The sequence below is a fragment of the Planctobacterium sp. R6 genome (assembly GCF_055755215.1).
In genome coordinates, this window is sequence record NZ_JBVTQY010000047.1 from 1 (window position 1) to 17,861 (window position 17,861).

15 protein-coding genes are annotated in these 17,861 nt (G+C 46.3%); 3 read left to right on the top strand and 12 right to left on the bottom strand.

The window, feature by feature from the left end:
• Positions 1–259: 259 nt before the first annotated feature.
• Entirely contained in the window at positions 260–523 is a 264-nt protein-coding gene (locus AC0J20_RS20190) for a hypothetical protein (RefSeq protein WP_473023110.1), read from the bottom strand.
• A gap of 640 nt (positions 524–1,163) precedes the next feature.
• On the opposite strand from AC0J20_RS20190, the gene AC0J20_RS20195 reads away from it, so the two are divergent.
• Positions 1,164–2,135 carry an integron integrase gene (locus AC0J20_RS20195; RefSeq protein ID WP_473023111.1) on the top strand — a complete coding sequence of 324 codons (972 nt, stop codon included), beginning with the start codon at positions 1,164–1,166 and terminating at the stop codon, positions 2,133–2,135.
• Positions 2,136–2,312: 177 nt separating this feature from the next.
• Here the strand turns inward: AC0J20_RS20195 and AC0J20_RS20200 are convergent, their stop codons facing one another.
• A complete protein-coding gene (locus AC0J20_RS20200; protein ID WP_473023112.1) occupies positions 2,313–2,930 on the bottom strand; it encodes a hypothetical protein in 618 nt (205 codons plus the stop codon).
• A 139-nt stretch (positions 2,931–3,069) separates the two neighbouring features.
• On the opposite strand from AC0J20_RS20200, the gene AC0J20_RS20205 reads away from it, so the two are divergent.
• Positions 3,070–3,864, top strand: coding sequence for a Rossmann-like fold-containing protein (locus AC0J20_RS20205; RefSeq protein ID WP_473023113.1), 795 nt, complete (start codon positions 3,070–3,072; stop codon positions 3,862–3,864).
• Between the two features lie 12 nt (positions 3,865–3,876).
• On the opposite strand, the gene AC0J20_RS20210 is transcribed toward AC0J20_RS20205, so the two are convergent.
• Entirely contained in the window at positions 3,877–4,416 is a 540-nt protein-coding gene (locus AC0J20_RS20210; protein ID WP_473023114.1) for a hypothetical protein, read from the bottom strand.
• Positions 4,417–4,599: 183 nt separating this feature from the next.
• On the opposite strand from AC0J20_RS20210, the gene AC0J20_RS20215 reads away from it, so the two are divergent.
• Positions 4,600–5,130 (top strand): DUF3750 domain-containing protein, encoded by a 531-nt coding sequence (locus AC0J20_RS20215; RefSeq protein ID WP_229531443.1) that lies wholly within the window; start codon positions 4,600–4,602, stop codon positions 5,128–5,130.
• 60 nt (positions 5,131–5,190) lie between these two features.
• Here the strand turns inward: AC0J20_RS20215 and cspE are convergent, their stop codons facing one another.
• From cspE to AC0J20_RS20260, 9 genes are all read right to left on the bottom strand, one after another.
• On the bottom strand, positions 5,191–5,400 hold the full coding sequence (gene cspE, locus AC0J20_RS20220; RefSeq protein ID WP_229531444.1) for a transcription antiterminator/RNA stability regulator CspE: 210 nt from the start codon (positions 5,398–5,400) through the stop codon (positions 5,191–5,193).
• A 282-nt stretch (positions 5,401–5,682) separates the two neighbouring features.
• Positions 5,683–6,621: a Dyp-type peroxidase gene (locus AC0J20_RS20225; protein WP_229531445.1), complete on the bottom strand. Its 939-nt coding sequence runs from the start codon at positions 6,619–6,621 to the stop codon at positions 5,683–5,685.
• A 74-nt stretch (positions 6,622–6,695) separates the two neighbouring features.
• The gene (ggt, locus tag AC0J20_RS20230; protein ID WP_473023131.1) at positions 6,696–8,354 is read right to left on the bottom strand and encodes a gamma-glutamyltransferase; all 1,659 of its coding nucleotides are present in this window, start codon (positions 8,352–8,354) and stop codon (positions 6,696–6,698) included.
• Between the two features lie 319 nt (positions 8,355–8,673).
• Positions 8,674–9,939 (bottom strand): ammonium transporter, encoded by a 1,266-nt coding sequence (locus tag AC0J20_RS20235; protein ID WP_229531446.1) that lies wholly within the window; start codon positions 9,937–9,939, stop codon positions 8,674–8,676.
• A gap of 19 nt (positions 9,940–9,958) precedes the next feature.
• Entirely contained in the window at positions 9,959–10,297 is a 339-nt protein-coding gene (gene glnK, locus AC0J20_RS20240; protein WP_229531447.1) for a P-II family nitrogen regulator, read from the bottom strand.
• A gap of 232 nt (positions 10,298–10,529) precedes the next feature.
• Complete coding sequence (locus AC0J20_RS20245; RefSeq protein WP_473023115.1) at positions 10,530–11,558, bottom strand: M28 family peptidase; 1,029 nt, start codon at positions 11,556–11,558, stop codon at positions 10,530–10,532.
• Positions 11,545–12,702, bottom strand: coding sequence for a tetratricopeptide repeat protein (locus AC0J20_RS20250; RefSeq protein WP_473023116.1), 1,158 nt, complete (start codon positions 12,700–12,702; stop codon positions 11,545–11,547). The genes AC0J20_RS20245 and AC0J20_RS20250 overlap by 14 nt, the downstream gene beginning before the upstream one ends.
• A 95-nt stretch (positions 12,703–12,797) precedes the next feature.
• The gene (locus AC0J20_RS20255; RefSeq protein WP_229531450.1) at positions 12,798–13,304 is read right to left on the bottom strand and encodes a DUF2244 domain-containing protein; all 507 of its coding nucleotides are present in this window, start codon (positions 13,302–13,304) and stop codon (positions 12,798–12,800) included.
• Positions 13,291–17,850 carry an EAL domain-containing protein gene (locus AC0J20_RS20260; RefSeq protein WP_473023117.1) on the bottom strand — a complete coding sequence of 1,520 codons (4,560 nt, stop codon included), beginning with the start codon at positions 17,848–17,850 and terminating at the stop codon, positions 13,291–13,293. Before AC0J20_RS20260 ends, AC0J20_RS20255 begins: the two co-directional genes overlap by 14 nt.
• Between the last annotated feature and the right edge of the window lie 11 nt (positions 17,851–17,861).

Genomic DNA, 17,861 nt, shown 5'->3' on the forward strand with positions numbered 1-17,861 from the left:
TGGGGAATAACTTATTCTTTTGTTCATTGGCTAATTCTCTCAAGATAATTAGCCTCCGACAAACCCGGATTGATTCACCTTCCAGCTTTATGCTTGAAGCTAAAAGTTTCTGAGTCAAATCTTGGATTAAATTCTGCACATACTCTCCATGTTTACTGGCAGTTCTAACGGTCAATTTAAAGGGCGATTATTTGATGGCTATAATACCCGAAGAATGAGGGAGAGCCAGCGAGTAAACGTCCCAGTTTAAAATTTTTTGTTATGCATCATTCTCTGCATAGCTGATTAGCCTTTCACTCCACTGCTCTAAAGTGTAAGACGGTTCTATATGAGCCAAATCAGGAATTACCTCTTGCGCAATAAAAACTTCCAAGAAGTATTCGAAACCCTTTTCAAGTTCAGTCGGTAAAGAACCATCCTCAGGTTCCAAAAATAACTCTACTTCAGCATCACAGGTCCAAGGTTTTTTTGCATATATCGTTTTTTCTGAATCAAGGCTGTGTAATTGCCGAGTTAGTTCCATTATTCTCATGATGCATAACGTCTCAATAATTAGTGCAGTTAGTTTGGCAGCTTTATTGCGTTGTTTGCAATACAAGATGCAAAGCTAACGGAGTCTAATTTATTGACTTGTTCTGTGGTAGCCAGACCTTAGTCGCTTTGGCTACGTAGATTGGAGGGTCAAAAACAAATCGTCACTTGATCGGGACTTCATACCCTAAAGCTTATCTCTAAGGTCTGTCTGAAAATAACGTCGATTTCAGCAGCCTTAGAGATAAGCTTTAGGGATTGAAAAACAGTATAGTTCCGTCAAGTTTCTTTGCTAGATTTTATAGTCATAAAAAAGGGAAGTATCATACTGTATAAATATACACCAAAATCCTCTGTATCGACTATAATCTCTAGTATATCTTTTCTCCAATTCCATCAGAACAATTTAATATCGACCCAACGGGTCGTTTTTCTTCCAGCCGCAGGGTCGTTTTCATTCTTTTGCGAATTGATAACAAATTTATCCAAACAATACCAGCTATGGGCTGCAATAAACTTAGCGCTGAGTCAGATTGCTCCCAAAACGACCCGTTGGGTCGTTTTCTTGACTATAGGAGAAAACCATCAATACTGTATATAAATACAGTGCACTTTTTAAAAACTTTAATATCATGAAAACCCGCTCCCCCTATTTAAACCTGGTCGCTGATTTTATGCTGACTAAACAATACTCTTTGCGTTCTATCGATACCTATTTGAAATGGATTAGTGGATTTATCCATTTCCACGATAAGCGTCACCCCACCTCAATGGGCGACAATGAAGTTACTCTATACCTGGATTATTTGGTACTGGAAAAAAATGTGTCGCCAAAAACTCAGGCTACAGCACTAAATGCGCTGTCTTTTTTGTACAAACACATCGTAAAGCAAGAACTTTCGCTGAACTTGTCATTTATCCGCAGTCTACGGCAACCCAAATTACCCATAGTCATGACACCAGATGAAGTCAAATTACTGATGTCTTTTTTAGACAAGCACTACTATTTAATTGCGGGCTTGATGTATGGCAGTGGATTGCGCGTGATGGAAGCTGTGCAATTACGGGTTCAGGATATAGATTTTGATTATAAATGTGTTCGTATCTGGCATGGTAAAGGGCTTAAGCATCGTGTGGTTACACTGGCGGTTGAGCTTATTCCGATGCTCAGGAACCAAATAGTGCAAGCCGATGAGTATTTACAGCTCGATCTTAAAAATGAACACTATGCAGGCGTTTGGATGCCAAACGCACTATCCAGAAAATACCCTGCCGCCAATAAGTCGTTGGCCTGGCAGTATTTGTTTCCTTCAAGACAACTTAGCGCAGACCCTGCAACAGGTGAAATAAGAAGGCCCCACTTTCATCCAACAGGTGTCAGAAAAGCCATTAAAAAAGCGGCGGTATTAGCAAACATAGAGAAACCAATTACTCCCCATACGTTAAGGCATTCATTTGCCACCCACCTCCTACAAAGTGGTGCGGATATCAGAACAGTGCAAACACAATTGGGTCATTCAGACGTTAAAACCACACAAATCTACACCCATGTTTTGCAACAAGGTGCAAATGGAGTAACCAGTCCACTGAGTAGAATATTGTAGCTGCAATAGTCAGCTTTAGACATACGCTATTCAAGACTTAATATCTACTTCAGTCGATAGTTTACTCTTATAATCAACTGTTCTGCCGAATAAAAACCGTGAATGCATAACAACTTCCGTACACTTTAAATCGTGAACGATCTTGAACAACCAGAAAAACTGCAATTTAACTGTCGCTTACAAACAGGCCAGGCTAATAAAATCTTCTCTGCCAAATAGTTGCTCGTATTTGCTTTGCAGATAGCGCGTTTTTGATATCCATTCATTGGTGAGGCTGAGTAACTTTACCTGTGAAGAAGTGGGTTCATCATTGAATGTTTGCCCGGAGTCAAACAAGGCTTCATTCAGCCTATTAATTACCGGTTGATAACTGTCTTTCTGAAAATCAATAACGGCGCCAATTTCGGTGGCAAGCTCAAAATTGGCGTGTAGCATATAACCCGACTCCGCCGCTAATGACCAGGCAGAGTAACGCAATGATTCCTGCACTAACATTTGCTCCAGATTAGCCAGTGATAGATTAGCCGCTTCGCCTCGTTGGGTAACCGCCACAACAGCATTGATGCTGGCTAACAAGCCTTTTTGCTTTGGCAAATATCCACGTTCGATCAGCACCTGGTTAAAGCTCAGTTCCGATTTCACATTGCACATGGCAATCTGTGTTCGTTCTTCGATGTCTTTGGCTTCGTCCCAATCCTGTAACGCAAAGGCCAACAGAATACTGGCGCCGATAAACGCCGACTCTACAAAAATAGCACGCCATTTAATAGATCTTCCTACTTGCAGTTGTAACATGGTCGCATCGACTTCCTTATGACGGTGGTTTTGGCGTTGGGTAATGATAACCGCATTTCGCGATTTAGATAAAATTTTCCATAAGTTGTTATAATCGCTTCCCGGTAATTTTATCTCATGGCAATACAGACTTTTCCTTATGCATATTCAGGCAACATGGCGGGTACTCACCATCGGTGACGGTGATTTGTCTTTTTCGGCGGCACTCGCCAGACGTTGGCCCACCCTTAAGATAACCGCCAGTGTGTTAGATTCTGAACAACAGCTGCGCGACAAGTATCAACTCAATGCCATTGATACACTGCAGGAAGCCGGGCAACGGGTAATGTTTGAAGTTGATATTACTCAACCTGACAGTTTGCGGGATAAATTAAAGGCGTCATTTGACGTTACTATTTTTCAGTTCCCGTTAGTTCCCAATGCCGGGCCTCGTCGCCCCGGTCAAAGCTGGCATCAGGGGGAAGACAGTAACCTGTTAAACCGGAAATTGCTCAACGCCTTTTTACGCTACTCACAACATTATTTGTTGGCATCAAACGGGGCCAGACTGAGCTATATCACCTCAAAAGATGTAAAGCCCTATTGTGACTGGAATATTGAGTGCCTGGCAGAGCCCGGCAGTTTCAGACATATAGGACAGATGCCATTTATACCGGGTGAATTTCCGGGTTACCGTATACGCAATGTCGATCGCGATAAACAGGTTAAAAGTACAGCCGCCATCACCTATGCGTGGTCAGACAGCCCCCAACCACAACTTCATCGATATCTCACAGCACCGCCAGAAGCCGCGCCACAATATTGTGAATTGTGCCATATCGGACCGGTAACCGACGCTCAGGACTGGCAGAACCATCTCAACTCCCGTCAACATCGACGCCGTGCAGGATATCAACAAGCCTGGCAAGACTATTTAAACGCTACCGACAAATAGCCCCATGAGCACCTATCGCGACGGGGCTGCCGCGAGAAAACGTTCATTGCGCTCACTGCCAATAACGGCTTCCATCGGGCGCAATACAATCCAACCATTGATATAGATACCTTCCGGCCGGCTGGCATCATATACGATACCTTCATCCACCCATTGGTTAAATTCAGCCCGGCTCACCTGCAGGCTTTCCTTGTTGAAATAATTGTAATTTAACACGGCGTCAAACTGCACATGTTTATCCATAGACGCTGGTTTATTATGGCCGTAATTACCCCGAACAAAACTCAACTGGGTTGCTGAGATATTCGTCACCCGTAATGGCACATAGCGGAATTTGTAATCTGATGCCGGGTTTATTCGGTAATAGTCCACCAAATAAAAGTCATTCACCAGGGGTTGTTGGGCGATTTCCATCCGTTGACTGTGCAGATATTCAGTTATCCCCCAATAGGCCAACAGAATAAGCGCAATCACCAAAAAGTCTGAAAATGTCTTAAACCAACTCAACCGATCTGTTTTAGCGTGAGGTGGGTGAACTACCATCGCATTCATGTTTCTCTCCCTGAATTTAGTGACCTGTGTTTACAGCTTCACTATAGCTGCTTTTTCACCTGGCACAATCTTTGTACTGTAAACTGACCGTTTTTGGCTGCTGTCTGTCGAGTTTGTCTTGGTGTTTGTAAGCCAATTTGTTACAACGCAACGACACATATTATCTGCAAATGTCGGTGAACGATGAAGTTAAAGCTGATTTTAGTTGTTGCACTATTCGCGCTGTTGTCTTGTTCCGGAAACAACTGGAGGACAGCAAGCCGTGCCCCCGCAGGAATTGCTGTCAATCCGATGTTGCATACTGATGCCGTTATTGAGTTTTACGCCGCCGACGCCTATAGCTGGCGTGGCTGGTTCGCAGTACACAGCTGGATAGCGATAAAAGAAAAAGAAGCAACAGAATATACTGTTTATGAAGTGGTAGGTTGGCGCACCAGACACGGTCAACCGGCATTGCGTCAATACAATACGATTTCTCCGGATCGCTACTGGTATGGCGCAAAACCGGAAAAGTTCTATCATCTGACCGGGGAAAAAGCAGAAACCCTGATCCCTCAAATGCGTGAGGCCATTGCGCAATATCCCTGGGCCAACGAATACACTTTATTTCCAGGTCCAAACAGCAATACCTTCCCGGCCTGGGTGGCTAAGCAGGTACCGGATCTGCAATTGCAAATGCCCTTCAGGGCGATTGGTAGCGGTTACGCAAATTAATCTGCCCCAAAAACAAAAAACGCAGCCTGTGCTGCGTTTTTTATCAGAATCCGTTACGGATTAAAGTACAACAACTTCTGCTGCCTGAGGACCTTTCTGACCTTCTTGTACTTCAAATTCTACGCGTTGACCTTCAACCAACACTTTGAAGCCTTCAGATTTGATGGCGCGGAAGTGTACGAATACGTCTTTACCGCCTTCTTCTGGAGTAAGGAAACCGTAACCTTTGTCTTCGTTAAACCACTTAACTGAACCTGTCAATTTAGACATAAAAATAAACCTATAAAAATATTAAATTTTGACGCAAATGCGCCGGTAGAGCCTTGTTTAATTACTAATTTGGAATTGCTGAAGGTACATGGTCGCCAAACAATGTTTGACGGGTAAAGCAGAACTTAAGCGGATAACAAAAATATAACTGACCAAAGGCCGACCTTGATAATAGCACTATAAGTGCCTGGAAGCGAAGAGAATTTTGTTTAAATATGCACTGCGCGGACCTGCACATTACCGAACTGCCCGGAAGAATAAATCAACAAGCTGTAATCGCCCCTAAAAATGGGAAGGCGGAATTTTGCCCAGGCGCTTAATAAAATCAACAGAGGGAGCGAAATACGCGGCTCCGGTCTCCGGTGTGGTAAAGTCCAGCAACTTATCGTAAGTACCGGTTTCATCACCGAAGATCATACTTTCCAGCATTTTAGTAAACGGACGGCTACTCTTGCAGCAGGAAACAAAAAACAAACCTTGCACCTTCATGTTGCCGTAAGGCATGCTTTGCCGCAGGATTTCAAGGCTGTTGCCTTCGTCATCCTTAATACTGGTTCGTTTACTGTGTGCAAAGCGCGCTTTTTTATGCGCCAGGAATTCCACATCATCGGACTTAGTGCGCCCCATGATTTTTTCCTGCTCCTCCACCTGCAACTGATTCCAACGATCCAGGTTGTGCCGGTATCGTTGCACATGAATGTAACTGCCCCCGGTAAAGCTGGGATCTTCATCCCCTACAATAGCCACATCTAACTTTTTCATGCCTTTGGGGTTTTCAGTGCCATCGACAAACCCGGTAAGATCCCGACCATCCAGATAGCGAAAGCCTTTGACCTGCTCCACCAGCTCTACATGCAGTTTTAACAGCTCGTAAACTTCAACGCCAATGGCATGACAAATGTCGGCCCGATCGGCTCTTATCTGGATAAACAGATCACTGGGCACAACCGGTGCGCTGCGATCTTCACAGGACATATCAGGAAACGGAGCCAGTTCCAGTGGTAATTCACCGGGGTAAAGTTCCATCCAGTAATTGCTACCGATGGCGACGACCCCGGAGATCATGGCTTCGTAGTGCTCTTCATCATAATGATTAAAGATATTCAGAATTTTAGCCAACTTTTCACGGATAAGATCGTCTTGTTCGTCAGTAACATTGAACATCAAATACAAGGCGTGCAGATTCGGTTCTGCGCAGATCCCTTTTTGTGCTTGTGGCATTAAAAATCCTGAATAAAAAGCGATAGTTAAGAATATCGCAAAACCGCTGAAGGGTGAACAATTGCTTTAACAGGTTAATAACCTGCGGCCTGTCCATCTTTGCGACTCTCTGACGCACCATAATACACGCCGGTTTTCAGATCTTTCATTATCGCCTGATAGCCGCCAAACCAACCCGAGACTTCCTGCAAAGTATGCCCTTTGCGGATCAACGCTCGTCGTGCCTCAGCAGAAAAACCATTTTCCAGGCTGACAAATCCCCCATCTTCCATCATCTCTCCCGTGGGCTGACTGGAGCCACTGTGCAAGATTCTGGGAGCGTCACCGGCTTCCTGTAAATTCATGCCAAAGTCGATCAGGTTCATGATCACCTGAGCATGCATCTGAGGTTGGGCACCGCCCCCCATGACACCAAAGCTGATCCAGGGTTTGCCATTACGGGTAACAAACGCCGGAATAATAGTATGAAACGGCCGCTTACCTGGCGCATAGGCATTGAAATGATCTTCCTGTAAAGCGAAGAGTTCGCCGCGATTTTGCAACACAAATCCCAGGCCGGTTGGCGTCATACCCGAGCCCATACCGCGATAGTTGCTCTGAATTAAAGACACCATGTTGCCGTCTTTATCGGCGGTGGTCAGATAAATGGTATCGCCTTCATACGGACCGGCATCATAGCGTTTTGCCGCTTTATTCATATCAATCAGTTGACGACGCTGCAGACCGTATTCTTTGGAGATCAACATATCAATGGGTTGCTTATTAAAGTCCATATCAGAATAGAATCTGGCACGGTCTTCAAAGGCCAGCTTTTTGGCCTCCACAAAGGCATGAACATATTCTGGAGTAGCAAAGCCCATTTCTTCAACATCAAACAGTTCCATCACATTCAGGATTTGCAATGCGGCGATCCCCTGGCCATTCGGGGGGAGTTCCCATACGTCGTAACCGCGATAACTGGTAGACAGTGGCTGCACCCATTCAGACGTGTGCGAGGCTAAATCCTCATACTGTAAAAATCCCCCCTGCTCTTTCATATAGGCCGCAATAATGCGGGCAATATCGCCCTTGTAGAACGCGTCCCGACCACCGGTCGCGATTTTTTCGTAGGTAGCAGCCAACGCCGGATTGGTAAAAATGTCACCTTTTGCCGGGACTGCACCATTGACATGAAAGATATCGTTAAAACCGGGATAATGACCGATTCGGGATTCATTGAGTGCCATGTAATGGGCTATCAGTTCTGTCACCGGGAATCCATTGCGGGCATATTCAATAGCCGGGCTTAGTAATTCGGCCATGGGAAGGGAGCCAAATTTGTCGTGCAATTGATACCACCCATCAACGGCACCGGGCACAGATACCGGTAGTGGTCCAAAAGAAGGAATTTTATCTAATCCCAAAGTTTTAAAGTGACTTAATTCCAGTGATTGCGGTGAACGTCCGGAGGCATTGAGTCCGTGTAACTTTTTGGATTTAGCATCCCAGACAATCGCAAATAAATCCCCACCGATACCACATCCGGTCGGCTCCACCAGCCCCAGCATGGCATTGGCTGCAATGGCCGCATCAATGGCATTGCCCCCTGCCTTTAAGACATCCAGTGCCACCTGCGTTGCTAACGGCTGACTGGTAGCCACCATGCCATTTTGGGCTATTACCTCTGAACGGCTAGCAAAATGTTTGCCGGTGATCCGGTCAAAACCGTGGGCAGTGAAGCTAAAAACAAGCATAGAAACACAAAATGACAACAATAATCTGGACTTTTTCAAGACAGGCTCCCGAACAGAAATGAATTGTTTATGGCTATATCAGAGCCTGTTGCGTTTTGCACTATGAGCTTGGGTCAACAGGCAGTCATACCATACTACAGGATCTCTGCTTTCAACAATGACCCAAATAAAAAGCCCCGGTAAAACCGGGGCAAAAAGGGCATATAGCATATGAAGCTATTCGGGGATTTTCCCCGGTTCCAATTGGAACGCTGTGAGAGCGATTCGGATTTTTAACGCATCGCTCGAATTTTTATTATTCAGCTTTTGAGCAGTCCGGTTAGCTTTTAACCGTAAAATCTGGGTAAGCTTCTAAACCGCAGTCCACTTTATCCAGACCTTCGTACTCTTCTTCTTCAGAGACACGGATACCCATCACGGTTTTCAGTACAAACCAGACGATGAAGCTGGTAACAAATACCCAGAAGAAAATAGTCAATGCGCCAATGATTTGGCCGCTGAATGTTGCGCCGTCATTAGTCAGAGGTACAACCAACAAACCAAACAGACCCACACTACCGTGAACCGAAATAGCACCTACCGGATCGTCGATTTTTAATTTGTCCAGACCAACGATAGAGAAGACCACAATTAAGCCACCTACTGCGCCAATTAAAGTTGCTTGCAACGCAGATGGTGTTGAAGGCTCAGCGGTAATGGCTACCAGACCAGCCAATGCACCGTTTAGCGCCATCGTCAGGTCAGCTTTCTTGAACAACACTTTCGCCAATAACAAGGCCGCAATTGAACCACCCGCAGCCGCCGCGTTAGTGTTCAAAAACACCATGGCCACAGAGTTAGCGTTAGCGATATCGCCCAACTTCAGTACGGAACCACCGTTAAAGCCGAACCAGCCCATCCAAAGAATGAATGTACCTAACGTTGCTAACGGCAGGTTAGCACCCGGGATTGCATTAACTTTACCGTCTGCGCTGTATTTACCTTTACGCGCACCTAACAGAATTACACCTGCCAGCGCTGCTGCGGCACCTGCCATGTGAACAATACCTGAGCCGGCAAAGTCAGAGAAACCTAAATCACCCAAGGTGTACAGGCCAAATACAGATTGACCACCCCAGGTCCAGCTACCTTCCATCGGATAGATAAAGCCAGTCATGACGACAGCAAACAGCAAGAATGCCCAGAGCTTCATACGCTCAGCCACTGCACCAGATACGATGGACATGGCTGTGGCAACAAATACAACCTGGAAGAAGAAGTCAGAGGCACCAGAGTAGATTGAGCCACCTTCAAAACCATCTTCGCGACTGGCGAAATCAGATAAGGTTGAAGCAACGTCTACATCCTGAATACCGGATAAAAACAGTGAACCGTCATACATGATCATATAACCACACACCAGATACATGGTGCAGGAGATCGCGAACAATGCGACGTTTTTAGTCAAAATTTCAGTGGTGTTTTTGGCGCGTACTAAACCCGCTTCCAGCATGGCAAAACCGGCTGCCATCCACATAACCAGGGCACCACATACTAGAAAGTAAAAGGTGTCCATTGCATATTGTAAGTGAAATGCTTGTTCCATTATTGTCTCCTGGTGTTATTTAGATAGCATCGCTATCGGTTTCACCGGTACGAATACGAACGGCGTGTTCAAGATCGAAAACAAAGACTTTACCGTCTCCAATTTTCCCGGTTTTAGCAGCGTTAACTATCGCTTCAACCAAGCGTTCTACCTGATCATCTTGTACAGCAATTTCAAGTTTCACTTTCGGCAAAAAATCTACCTGGTATTCGGCACCACGATACAATTCCGTGTGGCCCTTTTGACGTCCAAAACCTTTCACTTCTGTGACGGTAAGGCCGTCTATTCCGATGTCCGAAATGGCTTCCCGGACATCATCAAGCTTGAATGGCTTGATAATGGCACTGACTAATTTCATAAATTTGCTCCCCAATTTTGGCTAATTTAAAGCGGTGTGTTCCACGAAAAGTTGTTATCAAAAGCTATGCCAGAGAAAATATCCTTTAATATTCAATAACATAAACTTAAAGAGGAATAATTACCCCGCCCTATTCGCACCATTTTAGTGCAGCATTATTTTTTAAGATACAGATTGGTGCAAAAATGCGAAGGTAAAAACAGTGAAAAAAGGGACAGTGGGATTGCCCGGCTTATTTGGGATGACTGAAGTGACTATCCACTGCCACCACCAGCTGCCACGCGGTTTCCACTACGCCGGTGTAGAAGGGCCTGGACAACTTATCGGGGGTGTCGTAAATCGTATGGTGATATTTGAAATCTTTGACGCCAAGATACAACCAGGCGATATCCTGCTGGGCGAACTCCCAATGATCACTGGCTTTGCGCCAGTCAATTCGGTAACTGCGATCATAACTGCGACTTACTCTGTCCATGCCGGTTTCGGCACATATCGGGGCGTTGCCTAACACCCGCTCCACGGCGGGTTTGATCTCAGGAAACCCGCGGGTTCCGGCCACATAGAGCGTCCAGTTGCGACCAGGTTGTGCCAGCATATCCATATTGATGTTCATTAAAATATCCGCATGTTCCGGAATTCCCTGCTGCACAAACGCCGCCGCGCCATACAGTCCGGCTTCTTCATAGTCAGTGGCCAGAAACAGTATCGAATGATGACTGCCCGTCTGACTCAGCTGTTGTGCAATATAAATCAACGCGGCAACCCCAGAGGCATTGTCATTGGCACCAAAGTGTATTTTGCGCCCTTGCTTTCCTAAATGATCATAGTGAGCAGATAACACCAGAAACTTATCCGGCTTATGCTGTCCTTTGATTTGCCCGATAACATTTGCACCTTCGGTACGGGTAAACAACCCCGGAGGGGTAAAGGTATGAAACCAGGAAGCAGTCTCCTCAGAGTTATCCTGGCCTTGTTTCTGTGGCAATGGTTCAAGACCCGACTCCTGAAAGCGCCGGGCAATGTACTGTCTCGCCAGTTGAGCGCCTTCGGTGCCGCTTTTTCGTCCTTGCATCGCGGCACTGCTCAAATGTACCAGATCCTGCCATAACGCCTGCTGCTGTGGACTAAAACCATTGGCATTGACTCGACTATTATCAACCCGACAGTCCTGTCCTGCGTTGACCGGCAAAGCCATAATCAACAGTACAAAACAGCCACTGATTGTCCGTTGCAGTAAATTAACCAGATTAGAGTTTGGCAAACAAATCCATCTTGTGCTGATAATGATCTTTGAGATCATCAATGTTGGTTTTTCTTCTGGCCCGTTGCAAATAACGCAACGCCTGTTCCAGATCCCCCATCAGTGCATGCACTTTTGCCATGCCGAAATAAAACTCGTGATGCGAAGCATCTAATCTGATGGCTTTTTTATAGTGAGACATGGCCGCGTGATAATTACTGGCTTCTAACTCCTGTTCCCCTAAATTGTAATGGTAATACGGATTAGAAAGTCGGCGAGTTTCCACTTTTGCCAGCAATTCTTTGGCTAACTCATAGCGCCCCTGATGTTGATGCAACACAGCCAGATTTTCCATGATCGTCAGATTGTCCGGATTGAGTTTCAACGCTTCGTGATAGGTATTTTCCGCCCAGTCGTAATGCCCTGTCATGCGGTATAAAATGCCCATGTTTGCCCACGCATCCTGAAACTGCGAGTCAGTACTCACTGCCGCCCTGAAATAGGCGTAGGCCGTCAGATAATCAGATTTCAGTAAGGCATCAGCGCCTTTGTTGTTGTAAAACATGGATAACACGCGGTTTTTCCTGACCGATCTCGACGGAAAGTACTTCTTCGGTGAAAAGGGATCAAAATCCACCACCATGGTATTGCTTTCCGCATAGACAATCGACGACTGCTCTTCCATTTCAGAAATACGCAAATTGATGTGGCCATTTAACAGACTGAAACCATTTTTGCGGGTCCAATATTCGGGGATTTCAATTTCTCTGAAGGTAACGGTAAACCCCGCTTCCCGTGCCAGAGAATAAGTCATGATAGACAATGAAAGGCAATTCGCACTGCGATTAACGAAGGTTTCCCGCGCGGTTGTATTGGCACTGTTATCGTAAATCATATTAAAGCTGGACCGGTCAAATATCGCACTGATCAGCTCTTCAATAGAACCGGAGCGATCACGTTTGCTTTGTATATCAAAAACAAAACGTTTGGCTTCGTCGCTCAGCTCAAAGATCTCAGACTCAGTTTCCACCGGTACGCTTTCGTAACCGGAAAAGGACATATCCAGGAAGTGGGGATTTACCTGAACAGCGGATTGTTGCGTGGTCTGGCAACCGCTTACAAACAAGAGAACCAGCACCAACGGCAGAAGATTTAACACGCGCATAGAGCACCTCCTACTTTTTTAACCTTAGTCCAATTCGGTGCTCCTCTCAAGGTTGTTGAACGTATAATTCTCCTGCTTCATCGCGTCCAGACACGCTAAAAAGGCATTGAGATTAACGCCTTTTTTTGCCGTAACTGAATACCTTCAGTTCGCATGATTTTAATGAGTTTCGTCAGGTCTTCCAGATTCAGGAACTCGCCCAGCCTGACCTGCTGACGAGCATCTTTGAGAAACAGCGGAAAAACATCTTCCGGATGAGTGGCGGGATATTGAATTAATTCGGCCAATTTTCTGTTGAGCAACAGTTGTCGTTTTACCGACGGAAAACCAGATTGAAACGAAATGTATTCGCTGTTGAGCAAGACAATTTGTCGCTGGTAAGTTGCTCTGGATACCAGATAAGTCAGTGCCAACAACAATCCCACTTCCAGGCCGGCAAACGGCAGAATCAGCCAGGCCCCCAACACAAACCAGACCAGCGCGATACTGAGGCAAAATAGTGCGATCGCAGACACTATGATCAAACTTTGTCGCCAGCTCAGGGAACGGTTAGGCGTTAAGGTGAGCTGCACTGTGCCAGGCAGGCGCTTAAGTTTCACCATGACTGAGATTAGCTTGCAAATACCCGTCAAACTCGGCCCGGCCCATCGGTCTGGCATAATAGAACCCCTGGAAAAACTGACAGGTACGGGTCCTGAGAAACTCACTGTGCTGCTCGGTTTCTACACCCTCAGCCACCACCTGCAAACCCAGGTTTTGTGCCAGCCCAAGAATCGCCTCCACAATGGTTTCGTCTTTCTTATCGGTTCCAATGCCCGCTACGAAACTGCGGTCCAGTTTGACAATGTTAAGGGGCAAGCGTTTTAAATACGCAAAAGAGGAATAACCCGTACCAAAATCATCCAGCGAAAGTTGCACCCCCAATGCCTGAAAACGCTCCATGGTAGTAATGGCTTTTTCCGGGTGAGACATCAGGGCACTCTCAGTCACTTCAACTTTTAACGCCGAGGCCGGTAAGCCAAACTCATGCAGTAGCGAAACCATGCCTTCCGCCACCCCATCCTGCTCAAAGTGGGTAACGGACAAATTGACAGACAGATAAAAGTCGGGAATGTTGGCGCGCCAGTGTTGCGTATCTGTTAGTCCGCGTCTTAAGGCGTCGTTAGTCATGGGGATGATCAGGCCAATCTGCTCGGCCATAGGGATAAAGACATTTGGCGGTACAATGCCGTCTTTGGTGACCCAGCGCAGTAACAGTTCTGCCCCCACCACCTGGCCGGTATTCGCGTCTAATATGGGTTGATAATAATTGACGAATTCCTGGCTGGCATGGGCCCGTTTGATCAACGATTCTTTTTGCAGGCGATTGCGCACCTCGGTGTCCATCGACTCAGTATAAAAGTGATAGCATTTCCCTGGGTCCTTTTTAGCGTGGAACATGGCGATATCTGCGTCCCGCAACAAATCTTCCGGTAACCGGGCATCACTGGGATACAAGGCAATACCAATACTGGGCGTAATACTGACACTGTGCTCGCATAACTCGATAGGTTCGGCGATACAGGCACTTAACTCCAAAGCGACTTCGCCGACATGTGATACATTTTGAAAAGACTCCAGCAGCACCACGAATTCGTCGCCACCTAATCGCGCCACAGTATCCTGCTTGCGCACCCGTTCTTTTAAACGATTGGCAACCACCTGCAGCAATTTGTCGCCATAGTCATGTCCCAATGAATCGTTGATCTGTTTGAACCTGTCCAGATCCACAAACAACAATGCCAGGGTGTTGCGATTGCGATCCGCCACCTGAATGGCGTGCTCGATGCGATCCAGTAATAACGTCCGGTTGGGTAACAACGTCAGGGCATCGTAATTGGCCAGCAGTTTGAGTTCTTCCTCTGCATTTTTCTGCTGAGTTATATCGGTAAAAATCACCACATAATGATTTTTTTCTCGATTTTCGATACTGATCAAACTGATATTGATCAGCACCTGGCACCGGCCTTTGTCTCGTACTTCGATACTATCCTCACCGTGCCAATGCTCACCTATCCCCATCTGCTCCATGATCTGCCGGTATTTACGCATCTTACTGCCCAAACCTCTGAACACGTCATCACCCAACGAGATCTGACTTTCAGGTGCATAGTTAAATGCCTTGTAAAAGGAATTATTCGCCATCACACCGTTAAAATCTGAGTCAATGATTAGCACCCAGTCCTTGGTATTGCGAAAGGCTTCGCCAAACACCAGAGCACTGGCGGCGGCCGTTTGTGCCTCATTCACATCCGTGAACAGCCCGGAAATGAGCCTCGGTTGACCGTTGGGGTTTCTCTCTAAAATTTGGCCAACATTGCGAAACCAGTGATAGCTATTGTCAGCCTGTCGCATGCGATAGGTAAAGGTAAACGCATCAACGGAGGCTGAATCAAACAGCGTTTTCCACTCCCGCATAAATTCTGAGCGATCATCTGGGTGAATTTTCAGACAATGCTGCCGGAAGGTTTGCTCTTGCTTACCTGCGTCGTAACCAACAATCCCTACATAGCGAATTAACCGGTCTTTGTCACTCCATTCCCAGGGTTCGCTCTGACTGGATTTTAACGCCAGTCTCAGGCGCTGCTCACTGTCCACCAGCTCTTTGTTCATCGCCAGAATAACGCGTTGTTTAATGCGTCTGCGATAGATAAAGGCAGCCAGTATGCATAACAGCAACAAAACGTAACTCAATCTGGCCCAGGGCGAATTCCAGGGAGCATAGGCGACATTCAGAACTATTTTACTGGGTCTGGTGGAAAAACCGGTTACCGGTGAGATTGCCCGGACGGTAAATTCGTAGGTGCCGGAAGCCAACTGAGAAAAACGCGCCTCATTGGCGTAGGTGAGTGGATATTCCGTGAGTTCCCTGCCTTGCAGCGAATACTGATACTGCACCTGCTGTTGCTGTTCAAACCCCAGGGTCGAAAAACTGATGTGAATGCCGGCATCATTGTAATCCAGCTCAAACACTTGCTCAGCAAGGTTGCTGAAGGTAACCGGCGTGTCGCGATTTGCGATGTTAAAGTCATCAATTACCACCTGCTTGTGAGGATCTGTCCCCACCCCGATATTATCCGGGTTAAAAAGCGTAATGCCTTTTACACCGCCATACACCATTTGCCCGGAGCGTAGTTTTTTCCAGGCTCCGCCGTTATATTCGAGGGCTGCAAGGCCGTAAGACAAATCAAAGTTCATCAGATGGGCATTGTCCAGGCCCAGATTAAAAATTCCCCGATGCGAGCTAAACCAGACGCGCCGATTGCTGTCCTGCAACAAACCATAGGCCACCCCAATACCGGCAGACTTCAGGTGATTGGTTTGTTTCGCCAAGCTAAAATCTTCGTAATTTAAGGCCACCAGCCCCTGGCTGGTAAAACTGAACCAAACCAGTCCGTTTTGTGGGTCCAGCGTCCAGCTGTCCACATAAACAAACTCCTGCGGAGAATAGTTTTCCAGCTCATATATCAGCCGGGGTTCGAAACTTCGGGTATCCACGCCCCAAATTTGCCCTGAAACACTCAATATCATGGTATCAGTACCGGGAATTTCACCGATAAAACCAAAGCTGAAATACGGATTAATCACCGCTTTGAGATTCGTTAACTCGGTCAGTGTGCCGCTGTCCGGCATGTACAGGTAAAAAGAGTCCAGAGTGGAAAGCCAGATACGTTCTTTTGAATCCACAAATAAAAACGACTGCTGATCAGCAAATATGGCGCGCTGTTTTTCATCGGCTAACCGCACCGGAATTTGTTGTTTAGCCAGAAAATCAAAGCGTTTGATACCTTCACTGGTAGCCAGCCAAAGTTCATTTTCAGCGCGTTGTTGTATCTGATATACCTGTGACAACAGACCTTCCTGGTCATCCACCATAAACCAAAACTCACTGGTGTTTTGGTTCAGATCCAGGTGAGTCAGGCCATTAGAGGTCCCCAACCAAAGCTGATTAGGCGCGGTCTCTTCAATATCCCAAACCTCGTTACTACTCAGTATTTTTTGACCACGACCACTGTTGTAATAATTGCTAAACGCCTCGGTTTTGGGATTCCATAAATACGCCCCGCGCGCATTGGAGGCTAACCAGTAATTTTGGTTTTTGTCTCTGAATAACTTAATGATCCGATCATTATAAATATCCTGATTGGAATTGGAAAACTGCAGTAACGTCTCCCGTTGTAAACTATCCAGATCAATGGCCAATAACCCTTTGTTTGAAGCGGCAAGGATGCGCTCATCTTCCAGTATCAAATCATGAAACTGCAGATTCGGGACTAAGGGTTTTACGAACAGCTGTTGGCTCTCTCCTTCCCCTGCAGAAAGCAATTGTTCGTTTTCCAGTACGAATAGTCCATTGGCTGTCGCAACCCACAGGCGGTCGTATTTGTCTTTCACCAGTTGCCGAACCCTTTGCTGGTATACATTGGATTGTGAAGACGAGGCGACAGTGACAAACTCAATGGCCTGAGTACTGCCGTTATTTGCGGAGTATCGCACCAGTCCTTTATTGGTGCCCAGCCAGATATCCCCTGCGATATTGGCACTACTGGTGATAAACTGTTCATCCCCAAAATTCTCCAGTACCTGCGGCTCTTCAGAAAACTGCTGTTGCGTATAGGAATAAGTTAAAATTCCGTTTGAGGTGAAAAACCAGAGGCTTTCGCCCTGCTCATCTTCGTAAAAGCGCAGCACATCGCGTTGGTAATCCTCAATACTACTCCACTGTAATGTCAGCTCATGGGTTTTATCGTTATATGTGTAAAGGCCCCGCTCAGAAATAGAGATCCAGTAAAGGCCATTTTTGTCTTGAGTAACAAAATGGAAATATGCCCCTCTCAACGCTAAATCAGGGTGTTCAAAAGAGCGCACAGAATAGCCGTTGTAAACGTTAAGCCCCTCGGCTGTGCTCAACCAGACAAACCCCGTTTTATCCTGAAAAAAGTGATTAATTGTGCCCTGGCTTAACCCTTCTGAAGTGGAAATTCGCTGTAACGTTGCTGGTGTTGCTGCGGTAAAATGATGTTGTTCAGAGGCGAAACCTGACAGAGAAGATAACAGCAACCAGGCAGCGGTGAGTTGCCATCGACAAAGCAAACGTTTAAAAACCAAAAGGGGCAATC